The 24,693-nt window shown below is 63.7% G+C and carries 20 protein-coding genes; 3 read left to right on the plus strand and 17 right to left on the minus strand.

Annotated features, from left to right (window positions below):
* Positions 1-56 precede the first annotated feature (56 nt).
* Together ACZY0R_RS24725 and ACZY0R_RS24730 are read right to left on the minus strand one after the other, a co-directional pair.
* The gene (locus tag ACZY0R_RS24725; protein ID WP_488862031.1) at positions 57-3,566 is read right to left on the minus strand and encodes a pyruvate carboxylase; all 3,510 of its coding nucleotides are present in this window, start codon (positions 3,564-3,566) and stop codon (positions 57-59) included.
* A gap of 582 nt (positions 3,567-4,148) precedes the next feature.
* Positions 4,149-5,732 carry an AMP-binding protein gene (locus ACZY0R_RS24730; RefSeq protein WP_488862033.1) on the minus strand — a complete coding sequence of 528 codons (1,584 nt, stop codon included), beginning with the start codon at positions 5,730-5,732 and terminating at the stop codon, positions 4,149-4,151.
* Positions 5,733-6,032: 300 nt separating this feature from the next.
* Here ACZY0R_RS24730 and ACZY0R_RS24735 point away from each other — a divergent pair, with 300 nt between their 5' ends.
* Complete coding sequence (locus ACZY0R_RS24735) at positions 6,033-7,151, plus strand: dienelactone hydrolase family protein (protein ID WP_488862035.1); 1,119 nt, start codon at positions 6,033-6,035, stop codon at positions 7,149-7,151.
* 179 nt (positions 7,152-7,330) lie between these two features.
* On the opposite strand, the gene ACZY0R_RS24740 is transcribed toward ACZY0R_RS24735, so the two are convergent.
* The 12 genes from ACZY0R_RS24740 to ACZY0R_RS24795 all read right to left on the minus strand — a co-directional run bounded on the left by ACZY0R_RS24740 (position 7,331) and on the right by ACZY0R_RS24795 (position 18,270).
* Positions 7,331-8,383, minus strand: coding sequence for a linear amide C-N hydrolase (locus ACZY0R_RS24740; RefSeq protein WP_488862037.1), 1,053 nt, complete (start codon positions 8,381-8,383; stop codon positions 7,331-7,333).
* Between the two features lie 359 nt (positions 8,384-8,742).
* Entirely contained in the window at positions 8,743-9,294 is a 552-nt protein-coding gene (locus ACZY0R_RS24745; protein ID WP_488866144.1) for a hypothetical protein, read from the minus strand.
* Between the two features lie 259 nt (positions 9,295-9,553).
* Complete coding sequence (locus tag ACZY0R_RS24750) at positions 9,554-9,817, minus strand: hypothetical protein (protein WP_045241194.1); 264 nt, start codon at positions 9,815-9,817, stop codon at positions 9,554-9,556.
* A gap of 97 nt (positions 9,818-9,914) precedes the next feature.
* Positions 9,915-10,175, minus strand: coding sequence for a hypothetical protein (locus ACZY0R_RS24755; RefSeq protein WP_447429814.1), 261 nt, complete (start codon positions 10,173-10,175; stop codon positions 9,915-9,917).
* Positions 10,176-10,233: 58 nt separating this feature from the next.
* Positions 10,234-10,491, minus strand: coding sequence for a hypothetical protein (locus tag ACZY0R_RS24760; RefSeq protein ID WP_488862038.1), 258 nt, complete (start codon positions 10,489-10,491; stop codon positions 10,234-10,236).
* A 452-nt stretch (positions 10,492-10,943) separates the two neighbouring features.
* Positions 10,944-11,294, minus strand: coding sequence for a hypothetical protein (locus ACZY0R_RS24765; protein WP_488862040.1), 351 nt, complete (start codon positions 11,292-11,294; stop codon positions 10,944-10,946).
* A gap of 221 nt (positions 11,295-11,515) precedes the next feature.
* On the minus strand, positions 11,516-11,965 hold the full coding sequence (locus ACZY0R_RS24770) for a potassium channel family protein (protein WP_488862042.1): 450 nt from the start codon (positions 11,963-11,965) through the stop codon (positions 11,516-11,518).
* Positions 11,966-11,976: 11 nt separating this feature from the next.
* The gene (locus tag ACZY0R_RS24775) at positions 11,977-12,999 is read right to left on the minus strand and encodes a DUF2955 domain-containing protein (RefSeq protein ID WP_488862044.1); all 1,023 of its coding nucleotides are present in this window, start codon (positions 12,997-12,999) and stop codon (positions 11,977-11,979) included.
* A 14-nt stretch (positions 13,000-13,013) separates the two neighbouring features.
* Positions 13,014-14,141, minus strand: coding sequence for an HlyD family secretion protein (locus ACZY0R_RS24780; protein WP_488862046.1), 1,128 nt, complete (start codon positions 14,139-14,141; stop codon positions 13,014-13,016).
* Positions 14,134-15,687, minus strand: coding sequence for a TolC family protein (locus ACZY0R_RS24785; RefSeq protein ID WP_488862047.1), 1,554 nt, complete (start codon positions 15,685-15,687; stop codon positions 14,134-14,136). Before ACZY0R_RS24785 ends, ACZY0R_RS24780 begins: the two co-directional genes overlap by 8 nt.
* A 226-nt stretch (positions 15,688-15,913) precedes the next feature.
* Positions 15,914-16,804, minus strand: a complete 891-nt coding sequence (locus ACZY0R_RS24790) for a DUF2950 domain-containing protein (RefSeq protein ID WP_488862049.1) — start codon at positions 16,802-16,804, stop codon at positions 15,914-15,916.
* A 71-nt stretch (positions 16,805-16,875) separates the two neighbouring features.
* Positions 16,876-18,270: a DUF3300 domain-containing protein gene (locus ACZY0R_RS24795; protein ID WP_488862051.1), complete on the minus strand. Its 1,395-nt coding sequence runs from the start codon at positions 18,268-18,270 to the stop codon at positions 16,876-16,878.
* A gap of 672 nt (positions 18,271-18,942) precedes the next feature.
* Between ACZY0R_RS24795 and ACZY0R_RS24800 the strand changes: the two genes are divergently transcribed.
* Positions 18,943-19,203, plus strand: a complete 261-nt coding sequence (locus tag ACZY0R_RS24800) for a hypothetical protein (protein WP_488862053.1) — start codon at positions 18,943-18,945, stop codon at positions 19,201-19,203.
* A 399-nt stretch (positions 19,204-19,602) separates the two neighbouring features.
* Positions 19,603-21,393, plus strand: coding sequence for a SulP family inorganic anion transporter (locus tag ACZY0R_RS24805; RefSeq protein WP_488862055.1), 1,791 nt, complete (start codon positions 19,603-19,605; stop codon positions 21,391-21,393).
* Positions 21,394-21,399: 6 nt separating this feature from the next.
* Here ACZY0R_RS24805 and ACZY0R_RS24810 read toward each other — a convergent pair whose 3' ends face one another.
* From ACZY0R_RS24810 to ACZY0R_RS24820, 3 genes are all read right to left on the minus strand, one after another.
* The gene (locus ACZY0R_RS24810; RefSeq protein WP_488862057.1) at positions 21,400-21,909 is read right to left on the minus strand and encodes a hypothetical protein; all 510 of its coding nucleotides are present in this window, start codon (positions 21,907-21,909) and stop codon (positions 21,400-21,402) included.
* Between the two features lie 228 nt (positions 21,910-22,137).
* Positions 22,138-22,773 carry a YceI family protein gene (locus ACZY0R_RS24815; protein WP_488862059.1) on the minus strand — a complete coding sequence of 212 codons (636 nt, stop codon included), beginning with the start codon at positions 22,771-22,773 and terminating at the stop codon, positions 22,138-22,140.
* Between the two features lie 226 nt (positions 22,774-22,999).
* The gene (locus ACZY0R_RS24820; RefSeq protein WP_488862061.1) at positions 23,000-24,616 is read right to left on the minus strand and encodes a bifunctional aspartate transaminase/aspartate 4-decarboxylase; all 1,617 of its coding nucleotides are present in this window, start codon (positions 24,614-24,616) and stop codon (positions 23,000-23,002) included.
* Positions 24,617-24,693 lie beyond the last annotated feature (77 nt).

Raw genomic sequence — 24,693 nt, forward strand, 5'->3', positions numbered from 1 at the left:
AATGCCTCGCGGGAGTGGTATGGCAGGGCGGCCGCCAGGCCACCCCTGCCGCGTAGTCAGGATATGTCCTTGAATTCGATCAGCAGGTCCTTGGCGGCAACGCGGTCGCCGGGGCGCACGTGCACCGCGGCGATTTCGCAGTCGCGTTCGGCGGCGATATGCGTCTCCATCTTCATCGCCTCCAGCGAGACCAGCGCGCTGCCGGCGGAGACCCGCTGCCCCGGCTGGACCGCTACCGTCACCACCGCGCCCGGCATGGGTGCGGCCACGTGCAGCGGATTGGAGGGGTCGGCCGCCGGGCGGGCCTGGCGCGACGGCCCCGCCTGCGCCACGCCGCGCCGCTCGACGCGGGCGGTGCGGGACTGCCCGTTAAGCTCGAACTGGACCTTGACGATGTTCTCCTCCGCGTCCGGGTGCGCCCCCTGCAGCATGATCAGCAGCGTCTTGCCCGGCGCGATGTCGACCGCCACCTCCTGCTGCGGTTGCGGGCCGTAGAAGAACGCGGGAGTGGGCAGGACCGATGTGTCGCCATAGGCGCGCCTGTGCTGGAAGTATTCGCTGGTCTGCCTGGGATACATCAGGTAGGACGCCAGTTGCCGGTCGTCCAGCGCGTGCTCGCAGGCGCTTTCGCCTTGCGCGCGGGCTTGTTCCAGGTCGACCGGGGCGAGGAGGTCGCCGGGACGGTAGGGTTCGGGGGGATCGCCCCTGAGCACCTTGCGCGACAAGCCGGCGGGGAAACCGTCGGGCGGGAAGCCCAGCTCGCCCTTGAACAGCGAGACCACCGACTCGGGGAAGGCGATCTCCCTGGCGGGGTCGCATACCTGCGCGGCGCTCAGGTCGTTGGCGACCATCATCAGCGCCATATCGCCCACCACCTTGGAGGTCGGGGTGACCTTGACGATATCGCCGAAGAGGTGGTTGACCTCGGCGTATGCGCCCGCGATCTCGCTCCAGCGATGTTCGAGCCCCAGCGAGCGGGCCTGTTCGCGCAGGTTGGTGTATTGCCCGCCGGGCATTTCGTGGCGGTAAACGTCGGCGGTGCCGGCGCGGATCTCGGACTCGAAGGGGGCGTAGTAGCGGCGCACGCCTTCCCAGTACATCGATGCGTCATGCAGGCGATCCAGGCTAAGGCCGGGATCGCGCTCGCTACCGGCCAGCGCCGCGGCCATGCTCGACAGGTTGGGCTGCGAGGTCAGGCCGCTCATGGCGTCGAGCGCGCCGTCCACGGCATCGCAGCCGGCGCCGATCGCGGCCAGCACGGAAGCCGCGGAAATGCCACTGGTGTCGTGGGTGTGGAAGTGGACCGGCAGGCCGGTCTCGTCCTTGAGCGCCCTGACCAGTGCCGCGGCGGCCTGCGGGCGGCAGATCCCGGCCATGTCCTTGATGCCCAGCACATGCACGCCGGCGCGCTGCAGCTCGCGCGCGATGCCCACGTAATACTTGAGGTCGTACTTGGGCCGTGCAGCGTCGAACAGGTCGCCGGTGTAGCAGATCGCGCCTTCGCACAGGGCGCCGCTCTCGCACACCGCGTCGATCGCTACGCGCATATTGCGCACCCAGTTGAGCGAGTCGAACACACGGAAGAGGTCGATGCCAGCGCCGGCTGCCTGCCGGACGAAGAAGCGCACCACGTTGTCGGCGTAGTTGGTGTAGCCCACCGCGTTCGAGCCGCGCAGCAGCATCTGGAACAGGATATTCGGCACCCGCTCGCGCAATTGCGCAAGGCGCTGCCAGGGGTCCTCCTTCAGGAAGCGCAGCGCCACGTCGAAGGTGGCGCCACCCCAGCATTCCAGCGAGAACAGCCGCGGCAGTTCGCGCGCATAGAAGGGCGCGATGGGCAGCATGTCGGCGGTGCGCATGCGGGTCGCGAACAGGGACTGGTGCGCGTCGCGCATGGTGGTGTCGGTCAGCAAGACCTGCTTCTGGTCCAGCATCCAGCGGGAGAATTTCTCCGGCCCCAGCTCGCGCAGCCGGTCGCGCGTGCCGGGGGGCATCGCGCCGGCACTGTCCACGCTGGGGCGCTGCGGCCTGGGCAGCGGCAACTGGGGCGGCGTGTGCCCCGCCATCCCCGGGTAGCCGTTGACGGCCAGCTCGCCAAGGTAGCGCAGCAGCTTGGTGGCGCGGTCGCGCCGCTTGGTAAAAGCCAGCAGCTCGGGCGTGGTGTCGACGAAGCGCGTGGTGACCTCGCCGCTGCCGAAGGCCGGGTGGTTGATGACGTTTTCCAGGAACTGCAGGTTGCAGGCCACGCCCCGGATGCGGAACTCGCGCAATGCGCGGTCCATGCGCCGGATGGTTTCCGCCGCCGTGGGCGCCCACGCGGTGACCTTGACCAGCAGGGAGTCATAGTAGGGCGTGATGACGGCGCCGCCATAGGCGGTGCCGGCGTCCAGCCTGATGCCGAAGCCCGCCGCGCTGCGGTAGGCGGTGAGTTGCCCGTAGTCGGGAAGGAAGCCGTTCTCGGGGTCTTCGGTGGTGATGCGGCATTGCAGGGCGTGGCCGTTGAGCGGGATCAAGGCCTGCGCCGGGACACCCGTGGCGCGCACCACGATATGCCCGTGCTCGTCCAGCTCGTCTTCGATCCGGCCGATCCGGCCGCCTTCGGTAATGCGGATCTGCGCCTTGACGATGTCCACGCCGGTGATCACCTCGGTCACGGTGTGCTCGACCTGGATGCGCGGATTGACCTCGATGAAGTAGCTCTGGCCGGTGTCGGCATCCATCAGGAATTCGACGGTACCTGCGTGGCTGTAGCCGACCGCGCGCATCAGCCGCAGCGCCGCCTCGCACAAGGCCTCGCGGCCCGCGTGGTCGAGATAGGGGGCGGGCGCGCGCTCGACTACCTTCTGGTTGCGCCGCTGCACCGTGCAGTCGCGCTCGTACAGGTGCACCAGGTTGCCGTGGGTATCGCCCAGGATTTGCACCTCGACGTGGCGCGCGCGGCGCAGCAGCTTCTCGACATAGACCTCGTCGTTGCCGAATGCGGCCAGCGCCTCCCGGCGGGCGGCGGCCAGCGCGGTGGCGAGATCGCCTTCGCTCTCCAGCACCCGCATGCCGCGTCCGCCTCCGCCCCAGCTCGCCTTGAGCATCAACGGATAGCCCACTTCCGCCGCCAGCCGCTTGCACTCGTCCAGGTCGTGGGGCAGCGGCGTGGTGGCGGGCATCACCGGCACGCCGGCGGCGATGGCCGCATTGCGGGCGGCGACCTTGTTGCCCAGCGTGCGCATCACGTCCGGGGACGGGCCGATCCAGCGGATGCCGGCATCGATCACGGCTTGCGCGAATTCCGGGTTCTCGGAGAGAAAGCCATAGCCGGGGTGGATCGCGTCGACCCTGGTCTGCCGGGCGATGCGCAGGATGTCGTCGATGTCCAGGTAGGCGGCCAGTGGCTTCTTGCCCTCGCCAACCAGGTAGCTCTCGTCGGCCTTGAAGCGGTGCAGGGCGAGACGGTCTTCCTTCGAGTAGATCGCCACGGTGCGGATATTCATCTCCGCTGCAGCGCGCATTACGCGGATGGCGATTTCCGAGCGGTTGGCGATCAGGAGCGATGTGATGGGGGCGTGCTTCATGGCGGTGCCTCGGGGGGGAGCTTGTTTTTGGTATTTGGTGGTGGGGCTATTGGTGGATGACTGCAACTGGAACTGAAACTGCAACTGCAAAGGCTTAAAGTCAAAGGCGGTTTCACCCCCCTGCGGGGGGCGACCTACTTTTTTGTCTTGCCAAAAAAGTAGGCAAAAAAGGCGCGCCGGATGGGGCGACACCCCCTCGGGATCCGGCGAAAAGAGCGGAAAAGAGGGACCCATGTTTGAGTATCGCCTTAAGGCGATGGGAGTTTGGGTCCCTGCCGCTCTTTTCGCCGGATCCCGAGGCGCCCCATACGGCCTGGTACACCTTCACGGCTCGCTTCGCATCGCTTGGGGGGCTCGCTTCGCATCGCGCTGGGGCCACACAAAAAACAACGGGTCATCGGGAGTTCTTGGATGGAGTCGCTTAGGGGGCGACCCGTCCATGCGCCTTCTGGCGCACGTGCAAGGCGGGGGCAGGGGGCGTTGGAAAAAGTATATGGGCATGGGCGGACGGCGTGCGCTCTGTTTCGCCGGAGCGTCATCGCCCGGCGGTGTGCAGTGCCGGCGCGGCGGCTGGTTCATCGCTCATGGCGAGTCCGCGAGCAGGGCGCGCAGTTGGTTCTTTGCCACTTTCTCCAGGGTGGACCGGGGCAGGCTCTCAACCAGCCTGATGTCATGCGGATGCTTGAAGCCCGCCAGTTGCGCCTTGCAGGCTGACAGGATGCGCTCGACCAGGGCCTGGCCGTGGCCGGCGTGCGGGATCACGAAGGCGACCGGCACTTCGTCCAGCATGGGATGCTTTCTGCCGACGACGGCGACTTCCGCCACACCCTCGACCAGCGCGATGACACGCTCGATTTCCGAGGCCGCCACGTTTTCCCCGCCGACCTTGAGCATGTCCTTGGCGCGGTCCGAGAAATACAGGAAGCCGTCGTGGCCGAGGCGGACGCGGTCGCCGGTGATGAAGAGCCCGTCGTCGCGGAAGGCGGCCGCCGTCGCCGCCGGGTCGCCCGCATACTCCAGGAACAGGGAAACGCCACGCTGGCCGCCCACATAGAGGTTGCCTGTCTCGCCAGGGGCGACAGGCTGCCCGTCGTCATCCAGTACGTGGATTGCATAGGCCTGGGACGGCCTGCCCATGGACATCGGGGCGTTTGCGATGTGCGCGGAACCTATCGTGCCGTGGGTGATGGTTTCGGTCATCCCCCACCACCCGATCGTCCTGACCCCGAAGTGCGCATCCGTGGCCGGCGCGCAAACGCCGCTGCCCCAAAAGCGGTAGCTGTGGCGCGCCGGCCTGGGCTGGGTCAGCAGCGCCCGGACGCAGAACGGCACCATCGACGTCCAGGTGCAACCGTGCTTGACGGAGACCGGCCAGAAGCGTGAAGCGGAGAACCGGGGTTGCATCACCACCGTGGCGCCCACCCAGAGCGCGGCTGCCACCGAATAGATCTGCGCGTTGGTGTGGAACAGGGGGAGGTGGACCAGGTGCACATCCTCCGGCCGCAGGTCCTCGTGCATGGCAGACAGGCGCGCGCCCCAGAGCGCGTTCGCATGGGTCCAGAGCACGGCCTTGGGCCGGGCCGTGGTGCCGGAGGTGTACTGGATGCCGAACGGCGCCATCGGATCGTGCGGGCGCTCGATCAGCTGCGCGGGATCCGCGGAGATGGCGGCGAACGGCTCGAACCCGGCGAGGTCCGACCCGGCGGCGGCGCCGCAATCCGTCCCGGTGACGGCCAGCCAGACCAGGGATGGGGCCGCGGCCTTTACCATGGCGGCGAAGCGCGGCTGGGTGATCGCGCCGACGGCGCCGCTGTGACTGGCGAAGTACGCGAGCTCGTCGGTACTCGACCGGGTATTGGTCGACACGGCCACGGCACCCGCGTAAGCGCAGCCCAGCCAGGCGATGACCGCCTCCGGGCAGTTGTCCAGGTGGACCAGCACGCGATCCGCCGGCCGCACCCCTCGCGCCTGCAGGCCGGCCGCGAAGCGGCGCACGCCGTCGCCAAAGTCCGCATAGGTCCAGGTCCTGCCTTCGCCTTCAAAGGGTTCCCAGATCAGGAAGGGATGAGCGCCGCGACTGGCCACCCGTTCGTCGATCAGGGTGCGGATGTCGCTGCCTTCGAAGGGCGTTAGCGGTTTGGGGCTCGTTTTGTCTGCATGACTCATGGTGCTCGGGCTCTCCAGCGACGGGCTTATTGGGGAAACCCGTTTAGTGTTGCGACCGCCGAGTGCGTGCGCCTCGTCCAAAGCGACGAAACCTGCTTGGTTGGCGTGAATCCGTGCAAGCTTGCCGCAGGCGAATTGCGGGGTCAGCCGGATTATGGCCCATCGATCCTGCAACGACGAATGAGCCGCACCGGGCGCACCGGGTCCCCTCGTTCCCCTCCCTTGGTAGGGTCTGTGCCCGCTTTGCCGAGCCGTTACCATGGTTTTCGCCGCCGCGCGGCGGCAACGCCAGGCCGGCGGATGGAATATCCAACACCAAAGAACGACCATGCAAGAAGCGAAGCCACTCCTGCAATGCGAACAATGAATAGACGAATACCCCACCTCAGCCGGCTGGTCCTGCACTTTTCGCTGCTTGTCGCGCTGACGTCTTCAGTTGCCCCGGCGGCCCAGGAACTCAGCCCGGAAACGCGAGGCCGCATCGATTTCACAAGCTATACACCCAAGACAATGTTCGACCTGGCACGCGAACGGCGTCAGAACTGGACCGAACAGAAAGTCCGCGGGGACTTGTATCTGCCCAAAAGTGGAAGTGGAAGTGGGGGTGGAACTGGTACTGGTACTGGTAGGGAAAGAGTGCCCGCCATCGTGCTCATGCACGGTAGTGGCGGGGTCGAGTCCAGTATGGCGCAATGGGTGGAAGCCTTGAATGGGATGGGCGTCGCGGCCTTTGTCGTCCACGTGTTCGAGTCTCGAGGTGTCCGGCGCACAGCGGAGGACCAGGCGCTGGTGCCGCACGCCGCAGATCTTGTGGATGCTTTTCAAGCGCTTCGATTGCTGGCGGGCCATCCGGGCATCGATGCCGCCAGGATCGGGATCATGGGATTCTCGCGCGGCGGAAGTACTGCCTTCGAGGTGGCGGAGGAACCATTCCGACGCGCCGTCATTAAAGACGATCTGAAGTTTGCGCTGCATATTCCGGTCTATGCCGGATGCAACCAGGTCTACTGGTCAGCGCAGATAACGAAAGCACCCATTCTCAATCTGGTGGGAGCGGAAGACGACTACACGATGGCCGGACCCTGCGAGCAACTCGCTAAGCGATACGCCGACTCCGGGGCGCCTGTTCGCACCATCAAATATGCCGGAGCGGCCCACTCCTGGGACGGCATGTATGCGGTGCACTATTTTCCCGGAGCGACATCCGCGGCCTCTTGCGGCGTGGTGCGATGGGATGTCGAGCCCTGGAGGATAACGGCGGAGCGCACGGGCGAGATCATCGATCCTGCCAGGCTGAAGGCGTTTTTTGCCGAATGCACCAAGCTGGGCGCACATGTCGGACGAAATGAATCCGCATTCCAACATTCGCGCAGTGACATAAAGGCATTTGTGCGGGAAGTCTTCTTCGCCGGCAAGTGACACCAGGCGTTCAGGGGGGCTGCGCTGGACGGCCAGGCAGGCGAGGGCGCAAGACGCGCCCTGGCGGGCGCGATTGCCGGCCGGGCGGACACGCCCAGCCGGCGGCTTTGTTGGAGGTGCGGCAGGCACGCGTGCAAGGGCAACGAATTTGCACGGTGCCACGGCGCTACCCCGGCGAATCAGCTCTTTGAGAAATTCAGTGCCGGCGGCGCGTTATTCGGCTTGAACGGCGAGATCGATAGCGTCTTCCCGTCCAGGTCGAAATGCGCCAGGTCCACGACGCGCAGGGTCTGATCCTGATAGCTCTTGATGTAGTAGCGCTTTGCCCTGAGATCGGCGATCGACGACCATTGCGTATATTCGAGCTGCCCGCCTTTGGGCGCCGTGGTAATGGAGCCCACCGGAATATCGAAATTATTCAGGATATGTTCTGCGAGCTTGATCGTTTGCGGGCCATCGGGAAGTTGCTTGGCCGACGCGACATAGCCGAGGGCCCGGATGAAGCGGGACGGGGGCGTGGGATCGCCTGGAATGCCAAGAAGACCGGATCCCTGGCCAAAAGGCTCGAAGGTTTGCCCGCCAATCTTCATCGGATCGGCATCGACAGGCGAAATCTTTACGTAATTCCTGACATTGTTGAGGTGCCAGTCAAAGGTCGGCGAGTTGGTGAGGACGCCGAGCGGGTTGTCGTAAACTTTGAACTGGCCGCCGATAGGCTCGATCACGATCGAGGCGCCGGTCGCATCATGCAGGGGAAAGTGGAAAGGCAATGCCATGTCCAGCACAGGCGCCTTGATGTCGACGATTGACACATTGTTGAGTGCCGCCTTGACTTCGGCGACAGTCGCAAAGTTTGTCAGCACCCAGGTCAGGAACTCCCAGGACGCGATGGATTTGGCCGGATCGGCCTTCGCCGGATCGGTATAGCCGGCGAAACCGGGGAAGTAGAGGTTGCCGCCCGCAAGGCCCTTCTCGTTCATCCCGTCGGCGAGCACCGGCTGTCCGCCCGACATGACGCCCACCACAGCGTAACGCGACTTCCAGCGGACGCCAGGCTTGTTGCCCGGGCCGGTGCCGACATACTCGTAATTGCGGGGCACCACGACTACATCCGGCTGCAGCTCGAAGCTGTACTCCATGGTGCGCGCATAGACGGGCGTGCCGTCTGCCGCTTTCAGCAGAAAATTGGTGCAGGCATTTGCCTGTGCGCCAAAGGCGATCAGGCATGCCATTGCAGCCGCCTTGACACGACCCGAAACTTTATGTGATTTGTACGCCACGATTACCCCTTATTTTTATTGAAAGCTTGCCTGTTAGAACAACACTGACGTCTCGCGCTAGCCGGCACCGTTGGCACGCCAAGGGCAATCTGTCCCAGTCTCCAGATCATTGCCAAAACGGTGCATGTGGCAGGCATGCGAATCATAGCGCATGCGCAGAAATCGTCACTCACACAGAGTGCACGCATGCTTTCTTCATCGCAACGTGACCATGCCTCCAGGCCTTCAGCAGCAGGATGAGAGTCGGCGGGGCACTGATCCTGTGTCCGGCATGCAGAACAAGACCGGCATTGGGGTGGCAGTTGTTTCTCTTACAGCGGTGCGGGCTGTGTCGAGGAGGGTTGCGTTGGCGCGGCCGGCTTCTTGTCGCTCGTGCCGCTGTAGGCGAAGTACCTGGCCTTGGCGCCCTTGGCCCAGTACGCGAGGGTGAACTGCTTGCTGTCGCGCGCGAAAAGCATCTCGAGGCTGCCGTTGGCTGCTTCCCACTCGGCGTAGCCATTCCCGGCATTGGGGTCGGTCTTGCGCCTGGACTCGTAGCGGGCGTCGAGCGTCTTGCTGACCTCATCCATCGCGGACCGCTCGAATGTCAGGGTAATGAGCGCCACGGTGTCCTGGGCGTCGCAGTTTACGGTCGCGCGGGTCAGGCCCGGCAGATTGAAGCGTTCCAGGTGCTTGATCTCCACCGTGTCCCCGCCGGCCCACGGCGCCATGCCAGTCTTGACGCGATTCGGACCTGGCGTCATCCGCGCGCACTTGGTCTTGCCAAGTTCAAGGCCGAGGGGCGCGGCGTCCTTGCCGGGCGGCTGTGCGTGGGCGGTGATCGATGCCCACAGGAGGGCAGAGAGGAGGGTGGCCTTCTTCATCATGGTTTTGGCGAGATTCGAGATCTCGAAACGAACATGAGGGAGATTTTACGGCCTGGGGCACCTCTCCCAGCACGCGCAGGCGTGTTTCTGATCTGGTTCGGCAAGCCCGCAACAATACCGCGCTGCGGTGGCACGCGCCAAACAGGCTGTGTCCCATGGGAATTTGGCCGCTGTTACCAGGTTCAGGCCGCTGGCCCGGTAACGCGGCGCCTCCGTGGAACCGGCAGGGGTTTCCACGGAGCCTGGCGCATTTCGTTCAAACCTTCGCGTGGGTGGCGGCCCATTGCGACGGGTTGACGTCGATGCTCAGCGGGCCGAAGCCGGAGCCGATCACGCCGACGTTGTTGAGCGTGTTCACGTTGATGCTTTGCAGCTGGGCGATGTTCTGGTTGACGTTGACATTGACGTTGGCTACCGGGCCCAGTCCTTGCAGCCAGGAATTGCCGCCGCGCACCGCGGTCATGGACTTGCTGTCGAGTTCTTGGGTCAGGGCGAGGTCGCGCACGATGATGGATGGCATGGTGGTTCTCCTTGGCTTCATTGGATGACTTGAAATGTTCTTGAGTGGCCGGTTGGCAGCGGGGGTGGCGAGGCCGCCTCCGCGTCTGCCGGGCCGTTCAACGATAGATGTTGTTTTGGGCGTTCTGCGTCGAGTGGACATGCGACTTGATGTCGTCGACGAAGGCCGCGTTGTTGCCGTTCATGTTGGTGACGTTCTGCGTCTGGCCGATCAGTTGCGAAGCGTTGAAGGTCGAGTCGATCTTCACGGCGCTGAACACGGGCAGGAAGGGCACGAAGCCGCCGCGCACGGCGCGCATGGCGCGGGCATCGAGTTCTTCGGTGACGGACAGGTCCTTGATTGCGAGGGTGGTAGTCATGGCAGTTCTCCGGGAAATGCAGTAGTTTGCGAATTCAGCCTGGGCGGTGGCCTGCGGCTCAATAGATGTTGTTTTGGGCGTTCTGTGTCGAGTGGACGTTCGACTTGATGTCGTCTGCGAAGGCCGTGTTGTTGCCGTTCATGTTGACGACGTTTTGCGTCTGGCCGATCAGCTGCGAGGCGTTGAAGGTCGAGTCGACCTTGACCGTGCTGAACACGGGCAGGAAGGGCAGGAAGCCGCCGCGCACGGCGCGCATGGCGCCGGCGTCGAGTTCTTCGGTGACGGACAGGTCCTTGATGGTCAGGGTGGTAGTCATGGCAGTTCTCCTTGGGAGCGATTGGGACTTGGGTTCGGTTGGTTTGAGCATTGTTTCTGCGCTCGGGAGGTACAAAGGCATGGAGTGTGCCAAGGCGGGCCATGTCATCGCGAATCGCCCGCAAACGTAGGCGGGGCTTGGGAAGAAATTTTTCGAGGCGGGGAAAATGGCGCCAACGCACGGTGCGCGGTGGCTTTGGTCTGGCGGGCAAAAACCAACACAACAGACACCGGGTGTCTGCAACTGCGCGACACGCCGGGCCAGTCCATCGGCGACCGCTGCCAAAGCGGGGCTAAGCGGCGGCGCGGCGCATGAGGACTTTCTGGAAATTTACGCCTGACATGTACCTCATCAGGCCTTGCGTGACGCCCACGGAAAATTCCGTTGCCTGCCCGGGTTGGGTTCCAGGGCAGCAGATCAAGTGTCGGAAGCAGAAGCGCGCCGCCCTCTCATTACGTGCAATTGGCGCGGTAGGTTTCCTGCAATGACTTGCGTGACTGGTCGCGCTCGATCTTGGGAATAGTGCGCCCCTGCGCGTTCTGTGTTGCCGGCCCGGGCGACTGGTAGGACGGCTGCTTCGAGGTGGCGTTGAATTGCTCCTTCAGAGCCTCGCACTTTGCGCGCGCGGCATCCTCGGAACTGGCGGAGTCTGCGGATGGAGGACGATAGGGGCTGGCGCCACCTTGCACTGCCTCGGATATGGCATTTTCGGCACCCTGGCCCGCAACGGGCTGTGCCATCCCAGCCGTGGAAAGACCCAGTGCCATCAGGCTGGTCAGGATAAATTCCCGTGATATACGCATACGCTCTCCTGTGGAACGATGATTTCGCTGGCGCGCTTAATCCGCCTGATTCCGGCACGCCCGGGGGCGACCAGACTAAGGGTAGTCCTGCCGGAGCACCTTTCAAAGGCAGACAGGCACAGGCGCATCCGCCCCCGGTGCGCCAACATGGCCGGCTTCCCGGTCCCGCGAGAGGCGCGTTTCGATAGGCCAAGCTCATCGCCATAGCAACCGGGCCGGGTCTACTGCGGTTCGTCCCGCCCCAGACGAGACGTGTTGTACTTGATCACATCAGATACCGCGGCGGTCATTACCGAGGTCGAGACGCCAAACATCAGGATGCCGTTAGCCGCCTCAATCGGGCCGAGCAGGCGCCACTGTTCTGACATGACAATGTCGCCATAGCCCAATGTGGCGAAGTTAACGCCAGAGTGATAGAGCGCGGTGCCGAAATTGCTGAATTCACCAAGAATCATGAACAGCGCCGCCCAGATTGCCATTTGCATGAAATTGGCGAACAGTGTCAGCACCATCACCAGCGACAGCAGCATGATATCCGTCCACAGTGATTCATGGCCCATGTGGCTATGCCGGAAGCGCGTGTAGCGGCGCAGGCAGACGGCGACAACGCACCCCTGCAGCAACAGGCACAGAAGCATGACGGGAGCGGCGGCCAGCACATGGTGCAGCATGGTTTACTCCATCAGGGGGCGCGCAATGGTATGCGGCCCGGTTTGTCCAGCAGCCAGAGCATCAGGCAGGCATACAGGGTAACGCCGACGAACAGCCCCATGCGTACGGCGAAAGCGGTAAAGACGTCCTTGCCGGCCGCACTGTCCTCGACCGACTGGCCCAGCAGGATGACCATGGTTACCAGGCTGTTCAGCCAGAAGCCGGGCGGGTAACGCGTCGGGCTGATGGCATACAGCTTGCGTCCTGCCACCAGGACGAAGAGCAGCATCCATAGAAAGAACATCCACAGGTGCACGAACAGGCTGAGCGCGGACCAGAACAGGACGGCCAGCAGGCCGCCGAACAGCGTGGAACCGAGCAACTCGCGCGCGGCACCGCGGGCGGTCGTGCAGCTTTGCCTGCCGAGACTGACCGATTTCATGATGATCGGCAGGTAGGCGGCCGGATCGCTCAGCGCCAGCAGGAACGCCGGCATTACCACCAGCGCTGCGCGTAGCGCCATCCAGTCGGCCACGCTGGGCGGCAGTACCTGGGCGGCCCGCGCAGGCCGCCCGCCTGCGGGTTCGGGAAACAGCCAGTGAACAAGAGCCAGCGCCAGCACGGCCAGCAGAAGTCCTTTGACGAGGGCGCCGATCACCGTGACGGCCAGACCGAAATCAGCGGTGCCTGCCGCGGAAATCATGGTCAGGCCAGCCGCCAGGAATGTGGCGACCAGATTGTTTCCGCCGCGCAGGCCATAGCCGAATGCCAGGAAGAGGAGCAGGCCGGTCAGCAGCACGCCGCTGAACCCGTAATAGCGCAAAAAGGGGAGAAGCAGCAGGCCGCTGCCCGTCGCCAGCATTACGACCAGCGCCAGGCCCAGCCCGGCCTTGAGCGGCAGGGGGCGGTCGAGAGAGGCGATCACGAACAGGCCAAGTACCGGCGCCACCACCGGGAGGGACCAGCCTAATCCGAAGCTGGTCGCCAGGCAAAGCGCGGCGCCGGATGCCAGGCGCAGCGGACGGCGGGAAAGGCGAGAGGGCTCAGCGGGCATGGCCGCCATCACCATTAGTAGGCATAGGACAGCCAACTCATTACGAACAGGAACAGGTGGCCAAGGGGGTTGAGCGGATTGCCCTGGGTGGGGAACGCCATGACTTCGGCCTGCCCGCCCACGCGCACGCCATGCAGTTTGGCCAGCTCGCCCGGGGCGAACTCGATGACCACGGGGAAGCGCTGGGCCGGGCGTAGCCAATCGCGACTGTTCTGTATCGTCGGCAGGCTGCCGGGCGGCGTGCTCTGGCCGACACTGACCCCATAACCGATACTGCGGACACGGCCGTCCAGTACCTTGCCCGGGTAGGCGTCCAGCACGATGGCGACGGACGTGCCGGGTTCGACGCGGCCGAGGTTATTCTCGGTCATTTCCGCGCTTACCCAGACGTCGTGAATGGCGATCAGCGTCATGACCGGGCTTCCGCCGGCGGCATACTGGCCGGCTTCGGTGCGCAGATCGGTGATCAGGCCCGCCGTGCGCGCGCGCACCTGCGAGTTGGCCAGGTCCAGTTCTGCCTTGTCCACATTGGCTGCAGCGCTGCGCAGCTTGGCGTTGTCTTCTTCACTTCCCCCCTCCTGTTCACGCGCGCGTTGTACCTCGGCACGGGCTGCGGCAACCTGGCTGACGGCCTGGACGTGCGTGGCGCGGGCCACCTCGAGACGGCGAAGCGAAACAGTTCCCTGGTCTTCACTATACAGGCGCTCAAGGCGATCGCTGTCCTGGCGGGCCTTGAGTTCATTGGCCTGGGCGGCACTCAGGGATGCCTGGGCCGAGGCGATGCCGGCGGTGCTTGCGCCAATCTGCCGGCGCATGGACTCGAGATCGGCGCGGGCACGGTCGAGTGCAATGCGATAGTGTTGGGGATCGATCTCGAACAAAACGTCTCCGGCCCGGACGCTCTGGTTGTTGCGCACCAGCACCCGGGCCACCCGGCCCGACACCTCAGAGGCTACCGGGACGACAAAGGCCTGGACCCTCGCCTGCTGTGTATAGGGCGTGTACCGGTCGGCCAGCAGGTACCAGGCCAGGCTCAGCGCGATCAGGCCGACTACCCACCTGACTCCCCGATTTTTCGGGTCGGCAGCAGGCGCCGGTGCGTCCGGCGGCGGGGACGCCGGGGGTTGCGGTGTGTCATTCATCCGGGCTCACCCTCGGTACGGGGAGGTTGGAGTTGAGTGGCTGGCGGCCTGTCTCGTTCAGCAAGTCGCCCCAATCGGTACGCTGCTGCATCTGCTGACGGGTGGCCGCGTCGACCAGCGGCAGGGACGTGTACCAGCCGCCGCCCATCGCTTTGTACAGAGCGATGAGATTGTTCACTGCATTGCCGCGGTTGAGCAGGTAGGCATCCTGCTGGGCGACCAACGCGCGCTGGGCATCCAGCACACGCTGGAACTCCGAGTACCCTTCACGAAAGAGGGCATTGGCCAGTGTCAGCGACCGGTTCGCTGCTTCCGACGCTTCGCGCAGGATCGTTTCGCGCTCCAGCGCCTTGATCAGCCCGGTGGCCGCATCGTCGGCCTCGCGCGCCGCCTGGCGCACGGTATCCTGATAGGTGACAATCCGCTGCTGCAGGCGTGCATCCTGTACTCGCACATTGTTCGTGATGCGGCCGTAGTCGAACAGGTTCCACTGCACGCTGGGGCCACCGATCAGGACCCACCCGCTGGGCGTTCCCGGCAGCGAAGTGGCTGACCACCCGATGCTGCCCAGCAGCGTGACCGACGGATAGAGATCGGCCTTGGCCACGCCGATGAGCGCCGACTGGGCGGCAACCTGCAGTTCGGCTGCACGGACATCGGGGCGGCGCAGCAGCAGGTTAGCGGGCACGTCCTGCAACACCGCGTGATCGATCAGCGGGATCACACCCTCCTTCTCGAGTAGTTCCTGCAGTTCCGGCAAGGGACCCGGGGGGCGGCCGATCAGGATCGCCAGCGCATTGCGGGCGCGCAAGATCTGGTTTTCCAGATCGGGGATGCTGCTCAGGGTGCCCAGGTACTGGGTCTTGGCTTGCTGGAGGTCGAGCTCATCGCTTTCCCCGCTCTTGAACAACCGCTCGGTAATTTCGAAACTGCGCTTTTGCAGCCGGGCATTCTCGCGGGCGATGCGCAGGCGCGCCTCCGCGGTGCGAAGGTCAAAGTAGGTTTGCGCGAGCTGCGCGTGCAGCAGTACCAGGGCGTCTTCATGATTGGCTTCGGCGGCGAAATAGGCTGCGTCCGCCGACTCGATGGCGCGGGCAAACCGTCCCCAGAAATCCAGCTCCCACCCAATGTCGAATCCCGCGCTGTATTGCCAGACGCCGCTGCTTTCACCAGGAATGCCGGTCTTCCTGCTACGCGCGTACAAGGCATCGGCCCTGGCCTGCTGCACTTGCGGGTACCGCCCGGCCAGGGCAATGCCCAGCTGGGCGCGGGCTTCCACCACGCGCAGGCCGGCAATCTTCAGGCCGGCATCGTTGGCATCGGCAGCCGCAATCAGATGTTCGAGGACAGGATCCGAAAAGACCTTCCACCACTCGCGCATATCGGACTGCGGGCGTTGCTGGCTGGCCTGTTCGACAGCCGTGGTGGTCCAGTGCTCGGTCCAGGGATCGTGCTGTGCCTGGAAATCCGGCCCCACGCGCGCACAGCCTACGAGGACCGATGCGCCGATCAGCACCAGTCCGGCCGGACGACTCGGTGACGACATGAGGCGAGAATGGCAATTCAAACCTGCTCCTGGTCGCCTGGCACGCTATCGGGCGGTACGCCCCCGACCCGCTGCCAGAACAGTTGATAGCTGATCAGGCCAAGGAACGGTCGGCATTCGTGGCGCACCAGCTATCCGGTGCGTGACGCGCCAGGTAAGGCGACTGGTCTCGCAATCGCCGTGTAAAGCCCGGGACTGCACCGGGACTTGATTGGAGTGGGTGCCGCTAGCGGCCAGCATTGCGCGGCGCCCCGACCGATTGTGGCTCTACCTTGGTCCAGCCTGGACCGGGATCAAACGAGGTGGTCGCGGCAGCCTTGGCGGCGCTTTCGGGCCCGAGATCACTCTCATAGAGCTGCCCGGCGTGACTCACCATGAAGGTCTTCACGCCGGTATCACCGTATCGGATCGGCCACGCTATCACGGCGAAGCCGCCAAACAGCTTGCCGCGCACCATATAGTCGAATGCGCCGCCCGGTGCGTGTCGGCCCTGTTTTGTCAGAAGCTTGTAGTGGTACCCGTGATAGCCTCCCGCTTCCTTTGCGCGGGCGCCGGCCGTGGCGAAGGCTTCGCCCAGCGGGCTGGGCCGCTCGCCAGCCTGCGTCGGCCAGTACAAGCCATCCTGCTTGCCCGGCGAACTGGCAAGCCTGGCGGCATAGCTAACCATGCCGGAGCCGTCGTGGTCGGACTGGGCGTAGTCGTTTTGCGCGTCATAAATGGCAAGCATGGTCTGCATGACGGCCAATTCATTGCGCCCGATACGGCGCAAGCGCATATCCTCCACACCGGCGCGGGTGTCAAAGCGCCAGCCCCCGCCGGAATTCACAAGGGGCAACGGGAGCGTCCAGCCATCGGTGCCGACGGCGATCCGGGCATGTTTTTCATCTACGGGTTGTACGGCGTGGGAAGCCTCCCAGGCCGTGAGAAAGCGGCTGCGGATTTCCGCGTCGGCAGGTGGGATCAGCGTGCGGAAATCATTGCCCAGCAGTGACTTCAGGGCTGCCTCGTCATTGTTCGCAACAGCCGCCCCGAAAGCGGTCATGGCTGCTTCTGGCGTAGGGAACGCCTTTTGCGCGTGGGCGGTGCCCAGGATGCAGGTGGCCAGGCACAGCGCCATGGCAATCCGAATGCCGATCGCGCCAAGCGGGAGTCGGGCAAAACGAGCGGTGATTAGCATAGCCATTCTCCCTAGCGCCTGCCGCCGCCGCGGCCGCCACCACCGCCACCGCCACCGCCACGTCCGCCGCCGCCGCCGCTGTAGCCACCGCCACCACCGGCACCGGCACCGGCACGTCCGCCGCCGCTGTAGCCACCACCGCCACCGCGCCCGGCCGGCGAGGCTTGCGCGCTGCTGCGTCCACGGTCGAAATCCCGCTGCGAAGTAGCACCGCCGCCACCGACACCCTGGAAGGCGTTGTCGCGCCCGCCCTGGCGGTCTGCTGCCTGGCTTCGGTTGCCCCCTGCGCCGCTGCCCGCGCCACCTCGATCGCCAGCAGCGCCAGCCCGGTCAGACGGCCCGCCGCGGTCCCCGGCACGGTCTCCCGCACGGTCTCCTGCACGTTCCCCTCCGCGATCTCCCGCGCGGTCGGAAACGCCGGCACGATCACCGGCGTTGCCCCGGTCAGCCGAGCCCTGGCGGCCGCCTGCCTCGCCGCGGCCCCGGTAATCGTTGCGCCCGTCGGCGCCCGGCACACTGCGGCCGAACTTCTCGCGCGAGGCGTTATCGCGGTAGGCGACGCCCTTGCGGTGGCTGGCGTCATGCTGCCACTTCCCGTTCTGCGTCTTGGAGCGGTCGAAATTCCGGTCGATGTTGGTGGCCTTGTTGACGTTGATATTGACGTCGCCACCCCCCCAATTGCAGTTGCCGAAAATCGCGCCGGCTGCGGCCAGGCCGATACCCCACGCGAAGCCAGTGGCCAGTGCGGCGCCGGGGTAATAGGCCGGATAGGGCGGCCAGTAGGTGGGGGGGTAGGCCGGGTAGCCCCAGGCGCCATACGCTACCGTGGGGTTGTATGCCGGCACATAGATGACTTCCGGGTTGGCAGGTTCGATCTTGACGATGGTCTGCCCCGGCTGGCCGGAGACTGTCCCGGTCTCGGTTATCACCTTCTGCTGCTCGTTCGATTTAAGGTTGCCCGATTGCTGCGCGCGGCCCCGCAGGCGCTGCACTGCGGCGAGCACGTCGCTCTCCTGCGCGAGGAAGGCATCGCCCAGCTTCTGCGTCCATTCGAGCTTGTCACTCATCGGCTCCAGGATCTGCGGGAAGGCAACCAGCGACTTGACGCTGACATCCCACTTCTCGTTACCCACCGCCTTGACCGCCGCATCTCCCTTGACGCTGGGGTTGGCCTTGACCCAGCGTGCCGCCTGCACGATCTCCAGCGGGTAGGTCGATGCCATCAGGACCTGCGACAGCACGGAATCCGGATAAAGGGCAATTGGCGCGACCAGCGCCTCGATTTCCTCTGGCTTAAAGGTTGGCGCGGCCTGGTCCTGGGCATTGACAGTGCCTGATGCGAACACCAGTCCAATAAGGAACCACGCGCATATGGTCTGAGCCAGTCGCTTACCACATGGGATCATGGCCGCTCCTCTCGACTGATCGAAGCACTTGACGGGTGACTAGAGCTTCTCGTGCGAAAGCGCATTGGCCCGGCGCGGCATATGCGCATTTAGCGCAAGGCCTTTGCATCTACGTGCGGGGTATGCGGGGTCCTGGCCAGGCCTTTTCACCGAAGTTACCGCCGGAATTGGTCGCCGATGGCAACGTACCAATGCAGCACCAACTGAGATGCACTTTCTGCCCGATTCGCCATTTGACCATAGAGCACAGTTGCAATAACTTCAACTACTCCACGCCTCTCAGGCCAGACTCCATCGCGGCATTCCTGTTGTGCCTGCCTCCGCACCTGCACCTGCACCTGCGCTCGCGGGAAAGCGCGAGCTTGCAGCACGGTTCGCATCGACGCAGCCTCGCAAAGACGGGTCGGAGTTGAATAGCGAAAGGTGGGGTGACATGCGTGACGCCACGGCAGGCATAGCGGTGAACTACGATGAACGGGAAACGCAACGATGGGCAGGGGGCATTCGCTCACGTCAATGAAGCGATCGGGGATTGTCATACCCGACGTTCCTTTGACTTTTGTGAACCGGGCACCAATACTAGCTCGTAGTCTGCGGATTCAATGTGGCGCGGCAGCCGAAAGCGTTCCATCAATGCTGCTGCCATGAAGATAATTGAAACGGGAGAGGATTATGCTAAAGGTGGCCACATCAGTCATGTTTGCGATGGCGATCATTGCTTCACCGGTTTGGGCTCAGACCGCTTCCAGTGCGGGTGGGCAAACTCATAATGATGCAATCGTGAAGATGCGGCAGGAAGAGGCCGCCGCCAAGAAGGAGTACAAGCGCAAGGTCGCCGAAGCGCAAAAGGTTTTCGACGAGCAGAAAGCGGCTGCGAAAAAAGAGCGTGACGCTGCAATCGCTGCCGCGCACGCCGCAGCCGGGCAGAAATGACTGGCTGGCCGGTAGGGCTGCCCCTTCCTGCGTTCGGGCGTTAGCGAGGACCGGCGCCAGGAAGCGATTCGTCTTTGGCGTCATGAGTGTCGGCTTTCCCGGGCGCGAGAAATCAATCTTGACGCGTCATGTTCCCACTTGCCCGGAGCATTCATGATGAAGTCACCGCCGTTATCGGGCTTGCGTCGCGCGGCAACGGCCTATCCCGGCGCAACGTGTCACCAGCTTGCCAGTCACTGCGGGCCGGGGTTTCCCCAGCCCGGCGAAATTGTCGCATCTTGGAGGCGCCTCCCGGTAAGCAACCCTATCTGATGGGCCGGTGGAGGCGGCAAGCACCGTTATTTTGGGGCGCGAAGTCCCGACCCTTCTCTGTGCTGTCCATTAAGCGGCCACGGCCTCATGAGCAAGCCGGATTCTTCGTCCCCGCTCCCCGAACCTGGCGGTATTGCGCGCCGGGCTAAGGGCGCCGATCAGACCGGCTGGGGCTGGTGGCTGCCGGGATTGCGCACCCTCCGCGAATATCACGTGGCGTGGCTGCGGCACGACATCGTGGCCGGGCTTGTGCTGACCACGATGCTGGTACCCGTCGGCATCGCCTATGCGGTGGCGTCGGGTTTGCCCGGTATCCATGGCCTCTACGCGACTATCGTTCCGCTGTTCGTCTACGCGTTGTTCGGGCCCAGCCGTATTCTGGTGTTGGGGCCGGATTCGTCGCTGGCCGCCGTCATCCTGGCTGTCATCCTGCCACTGTCCGGGGGCGACGCGAATCGCGCGGTCGCCCTTGCGGGCATGATGGCGGTCGTGTCGGGGACGATGTGTATCCTGGCCGGCATAGCCCGCCTGGGCTTCATCACCGAGCTTCTTTCCAAGCCGATTCGCTATGGGTACATGAACGGGATCGCGCTGACGGTATTGATCAGCCAATTGCCCAAGCTTTTCGGTTTTTCCATCCAAGGCGATGGACCGCTGAGAAATCTATGGGCTATCGCCACAGCGGTGATTGATGGAAAGACCAACTGGACTACGTTCACGGTCGGCGCATCCACCCTGGCGGTGATCCTGCTGCTCAAGGGCAACAAGCGCTTGCCGGGTATCCTGATCGCGGTGGTTGGAGCAACCATCGCCGTCGGCATGATGGACCTCGCAGCGCGCGGCGGGGTGTCGGTCCTCGGTCCGCTGCCACAAGGCCTGCCAGCGCTCGCCATCCCCTGGATCACCACCGCCGATATCGTCCCCGTTCTGATCGGCGGCTTTGCCGTTGCCCTTGTCTCGTTCGCGGACACCAGCGTGCTCTCTCGTGTCTATGCGGCGCGGACCCGCACCTATGTCGACCCGAACCAGGAGATGGTCGGGCTCGGCCTCGCCAATCTGGTTGCGGGATTTTTTCAGGGCTTCCCCATCAGCAGCAGTTCGTCACGTACTCCCGTGGCCGAGGCCGCAGGTGCCAGAACCCAACTGTCCGGCGTAGTCGGTGCGCTGGCTGTTTCCTTACTGCTGCTGGTGGCGCCGGATCTGCTGCGGCATTTGCCCACCAGCGCACTCGCCGCGGTCGTGATCGCATCGGCCATCGGGCTGATCGAGGTCACCGACCTGCGGCGAATCTATCGCATCCAGCGCTGGGAGTTCTGGCTATCGATCGTCTGTACGGCCGGTGTGGTTGTGCTGGGCGCGATTCAAGGCATCGGCCTGGCCATCGTGATTGCCGTCATCGAATTTCTCTGGGATGGCTGGCGCCCGTACTCCGCAGTTCTGGGGCGCGCCGAGGGCGTCAAGGGCTACCATGACATCAAGCGCTATCCCGACGCCCGGCTCATCCCCGGCCTGGTCCTGTTTCGTTGGGATGCGCCCTTGTTTTTTGCCAATGCGGAGTTGTTCCATGACCGGGTGCTGGATGCGATCGCTGCATCGCCCACGCCGGTGCGCTGGATGGTCGTTTCGGCGGAGCCGGTCACCAGCGTGGACGTGACCTCCGCTGACATGCTTGCCGAGTTGGACGAAACCTTGCACGCGGCTGGCATCAAGTTCTGCGTGGCCGAGATGAAGGATCCCGTCAAGGACAAGCTGAAACGATTCGGGCTTTTCGCCCGGTTCGGCGAAACGGCGTTCTTTCCAACACTCGGTGAGGCAGTCAGAAAATATCTCGCGACTTATCCGGTGGACTGGGTGGACTGGGAGGACGCGGCTCGCTGAGCGGCATCACTTGCGCATCCGGTCGCCTCCAAGCGGATCAACGATGATCATCGTGCGATCCAGTACACCCTGGTCGTCAAAGTAGATACTGAAGTGGGCAGGCAGGTAGCCGTTCGCATAGAGCCGGTACGACCATGCCTCGCGCTTCATGAGCGGGTAGTACTGGACAGGCTCCCGCGGCAGGCCGAAGCGCTCAGCCACGTCGCGCTTGGTCCAGACGCCCGGCTTTGCCTCGTAGATCTCCTTCTCGGTCAACATCTGGCGGAAGCTGACGAGCTTTGCGTTCGCGTCAAAATCCGCGGCGTAGACTTCAAATCCCATGGGCTGGTGCGAATAGATCCAGCGGGTGGTACCGTCGGCGAGCGCATAGGTCTCTGTGGGCGCGCCAAAGGTCACGCGAACGGAGCTTTCCGGGCTGCCGATCATCTGCTGCGCAGTCTGCACAGGTTGCAGGGACGCACAGGCCGACAGCGCAACCGCGGTGCCGGCGAGCCACTGGGCGAAGCGATATTGCATCACCATCCTCCACTGCAGAAGGTAAGGTTTCTTTCGGCCGGTTCAATCCAAGCATAGTCCATCCGCTACATTCCGGACCCTGCGCCAGCCCCGATGCTGCCCGTCTCGTCCCCGGCACCGCCGCAAGCCGCAAGAAGGAATGCGGCAAGCCGTGCAGCAAAGATGCTAGCCGCCATGATGTTCTCCTGTGCCGCGTCGGCGAGGAAGCCCCCGGTAATGCCAGGTGCTTCAGGGCCCATGTACGAATTCCACCTGTATATTCATGCGCACGGCGTCGTCCACGGTGGGGAACCATCCTGCCAGGTCGAATTCCCGCCGGCTGACTTCTCCGACCGCGGAGAAGGCAAGCGTGCCATCGCGTGGTGGATCTCCGATGGGGCCGGCTGGTGTTACGAGAAGGCTGATCGGGCGCGTGATGCCGCGGACCGTGAGGTTGCCAATAAGGCACCCGCTGCCTTCCCCGGTTCGCACAAAGCGGGTACTGACAAAGCGGATCTCCGGATAGCGGGCCACATCGAGCATGCCGCTGCCCCGGATGAGCGGAGACAGGATGCGCGGGCGCGTCTCGACGCTGGCGACATCGATCGTCACCGTGACCCGGCCGGAGTCAAGACCGGCCTGCGTTCCTTCAAGCTGCGCATTCATTCGGTGAAAGCGCATCCTGATCTTTGCGTGCGAGAAGGCGTCGACGTCGAGCGTGACGCTAGAGTGTTGCGGCACCAGCACGTACCGATCGGGCCACCCGTCCGCCTCGGCTGGCTGGGCCTGAATGGCGGCGCCCGCCAGCGATGCGAATGTGGCGAGCATAAGTTCGGCAATGGCGTGCCCACGGGTGGCCCGGAACCGGAGTAGCAAATCGCGCACGCTTTCTCCTTGGCCAAAGAGCTATGGTCTGTCTGAGTAAACGCGTGGCGGCCAGGATTTATTCCATTCCGTACAGCCGCAAAGGCCGAAGGGGGCAGTCAGGATGGAGCAGGGCGAGGCCGTGTTACCTGCACCGGCACCCGCCCGGGCTGGCCGGGCGGGTGCCATGGCAAGGTTCAGACTCTTCGCGCGGAGGTAGCTTGCAAACGCGACCTGGCTTCAGGCTCTACTTCTTTTTGCCCTTGTGCTGTTCCCCTCCCGACTTCCGATAGCGCTCGAGATACTCGTCGCGCAGCTTGCGCACACAGCGGCCGATCTTCACATAGTCCTCTTCGTTGAGGTTGGCCAGCGAAACCCGTCCCGACGGGTGGCGCGTACCGAATCCCTTGCCAGGCAGCAGCACAACGCCCGCCTCCTCGGCCAGGCGGAACAGCAACTCGTGGGGCTGAATCGAATCAAGGAGCCATTTGACAAAATCCGGCCCGACGTCCTTGCTTTGCTGTTCGACATCGAGCAGGGTGTAATAGTCGACCACGTTCGGATCCACCGGTTCGGGGGCCGCACCCATGCCGCGATACAACGCCGCCTTGCGGCTTCGGATCAACCGCTTCATGGCGTTCTTGTAGCTCTCAGTCGAATCCATCAGGGAAAACAGAGAGAACAGCACCATCTGCACCTGCTGCGGGGTGGAAAGGCCCGCCGTGTGATTGAGTGCCACCGTGCGGCTGTCCGCCACGATGCGATCGATGAACGGCAACTTGTCCGGTTCGGTAGTAATTGATGCGTAGCGATGGTGCAGGTCTTGGCGTGCAGCTTTTGGCAAGTTCGAGAGCATTTCATCGAACAGATTCGACTTATGGGTCGCGATCACGCCTAGCCGCCAGCCGGTTGCGCCAAAGTACTTGGAGAACGAGTACACCAGGATGGTGTTCTTCGGGCACATGGCAAATAGCGACACAAAGTTGTCGGCAAAGGTGCCATACACGTCGTCGGTCAGGATGATCAGGTCCGGACGCTCTTTGACGATGGAAGCGAGATAGTTGAGGCCCTCGTCGCTCATTCGCACCGAGGGTGGATTGCTCGGATTCACAAGGAAAAAGGCCTTGACCTTCGGGTCGCGCAGCTTGTCGAGCTCCTTGTCAGGGTATTGCCAGCCAGCAGTCGGATCCGCTTCGATCTTCAGTTCGGCGAGGTCATACTCCTTCAGTTCCGGAATCTCGATATAGGGTGTAAAGATGGGCACGCCCAGTGCGATCGTGTCACCGGCCTTGAGCAGCCCGTTGACCTTCATCGAATTGAACAGATAAGTCATCGCCGCGGTGCCGCCCTCGACCGCGTACAAGTCAAAATCGCCCAAAAAAGGATGCGTGCCGATCATTTCCTTTCGGATGTATTGCTTGACGATCTTTTCGCTAAGCCTGAGCATGCGATCCGGTACCGGATAGTTGCAAGCCAGGATGCCTTCGCACATCTCATAGAGAAAATCGCCCCCATCATGGCCGAGCTGGTCTCGCACGAAAGAGACGACGCCTGCCAGGAACCTGACCCCCGGGGTGTCGCGGTGATAACGCGCGAAGAGATCGAAGCGCTCCTCGATGCCAGGCCTGCGGGGAAAACCCCCGACGCCTTCCGCAAGGTAAGAAAAGGACCGTTCGGATTCGGTCATGGCAAACAAGCCAAGCTGCCAAAAGCCATGGCGTGGCACGGTTGCAAGGAAGTTGGGATTGCCGCGTCCGGCGTTAAGCATCAAGCGGTTCGTGACGCTCCCGGCCAGCTTGATCAACTCATCCTTGAGTTCAAACGGCGAGAGATTTTCCAACTTCGACGAATCTGGCTTACTCATGGCGCATTCCCCCAAAAAAAGGTGCATAGCGGAGAAAAATAGTCAATCAACGCATCACGGAATCCATTCTAGTCAAT

Source organism: Cupriavidus sp. F041 (assembly GCF_057814235.1).

Coding starts and splice junctions, on each gene's coding strand:
- ACZY0R_RS24820 (WP_488862061.1), bottom strand. CDS start 24,616: ATGAGTAAGCCAGATTCGTCGAAGTTGGAAAATCTCTCGCCGTTTGAA.
- ACZY0R_RS24755 (WP_447429814.1), bottom strand. CDS start 10,175: ATGACTACCACCCTCGCAATCAAGGACCTGTCCGTCACCGAAGAACTC.
- ACZY0R_RS24795 (WP_488862051.1), bottom strand. CDS start 18,270: ATGATCCCATGTGGTAAGCGACTGGCTCAGACCATATGCGCGTGGTTC.
- ACZY0R_RS24790 (WP_488862049.1), bottom strand. CDS start 16,804: ATGGCGCTGTGCCTGGCCACCTGCATCCTGGGCACCGCCCACGCGCAA.
- ACZY0R_RS24805 (WP_488862055.1), top strand. CDS start 19,603: ATGAGCAAGCCGGATTCTTCGTCCCCGCTCCCCGAACCTGGCGGTATT.
- ACZY0R_RS24735 (WP_488862035.1), top strand. CDS start 6,033: ATGGAATATCCAACACCAAAGAACGACCATGCAAGAAGCGAAGCCACT.
- ACZY0R_RS24810 (WP_488862057.1), bottom strand. CDS start 21,909: ATGCAATATCGCTTCGCCCAGTGGCTCGCCGGCACCGCGGTTGCGCTG.
- ACZY0R_RS24740 (WP_488862037.1), bottom strand. CDS start 8,383: ATGGCATGCCTGATCGCCTTTGGCGCACAGGCAAATGCCTGCACCAAT.
- ACZY0R_RS24725 (WP_488862031.1), bottom strand. CDS start 3,566: ATGAAGCACGCCCCCATCACATCGCTCCTGATCGCCAACCGCTCGGAA.
- ACZY0R_RS24780 (WP_488862046.1), bottom strand. CDS start 14,141: ATGAATGACACACCGCAACCCCCGGCGTCCCCGCCGCCGGACGCACCG.
- ACZY0R_RS24765 (WP_488862040.1), bottom strand. CDS start 11,294: ATGCGTATATCACGGGAATTTATCCTGACCAGCCTGATGGCACTGGGT.
- ACZY0R_RS24760 (WP_488862038.1), bottom strand. CDS start 10,491: ATGACTACCACCCTGACCATCAAGGACCTGTCCGTCACCGAAGAACTC.
- ACZY0R_RS24745 (WP_488866144.1), bottom strand. CDS start 9,294: ATGAAGAAGGCCACCCTCCTCTCTGCCCTCCTGTGGGCATCGATCACC.
- ACZY0R_RS24775 (WP_488862044.1), bottom strand. CDS start 12,999: ATGCCCGCTGAGCCCTCTCGCCTTTCCCGCCGTCCGCTGCGCCTGGCA.
- ACZY0R_RS24730 (WP_488862033.1), bottom strand. CDS start 5,732: ATGAGTCATGCAGACAAAACGAGCCCCAAACCGCTAACGCCCTTCGAA.
- ACZY0R_RS24750 (WP_045241194.1), bottom strand. CDS start 9,817: ATGCCATCCATCATCGTGCGCGACCTCGCCCTGACCCAAGAACTCGAC.
- ACZY0R_RS24785 (WP_488862047.1), bottom strand. CDS start 15,687: ATGTCGTCACCGAGTCGTCCGGCCGGACTGGTGCTGATCGGCGCATCG.
- ACZY0R_RS24770 (WP_488862042.1), bottom strand. CDS start 11,965: ATGCTGCACCATGTGCTGGCCGCCGCTCCCGTCATGCTTCTGTGCCTG.
- ACZY0R_RS24800 (WP_488862053.1), top strand. CDS start 18,943: ATGCTAAAGGTGGCCACATCAGTCATGTTTGCGATGGCGATCATTGCT.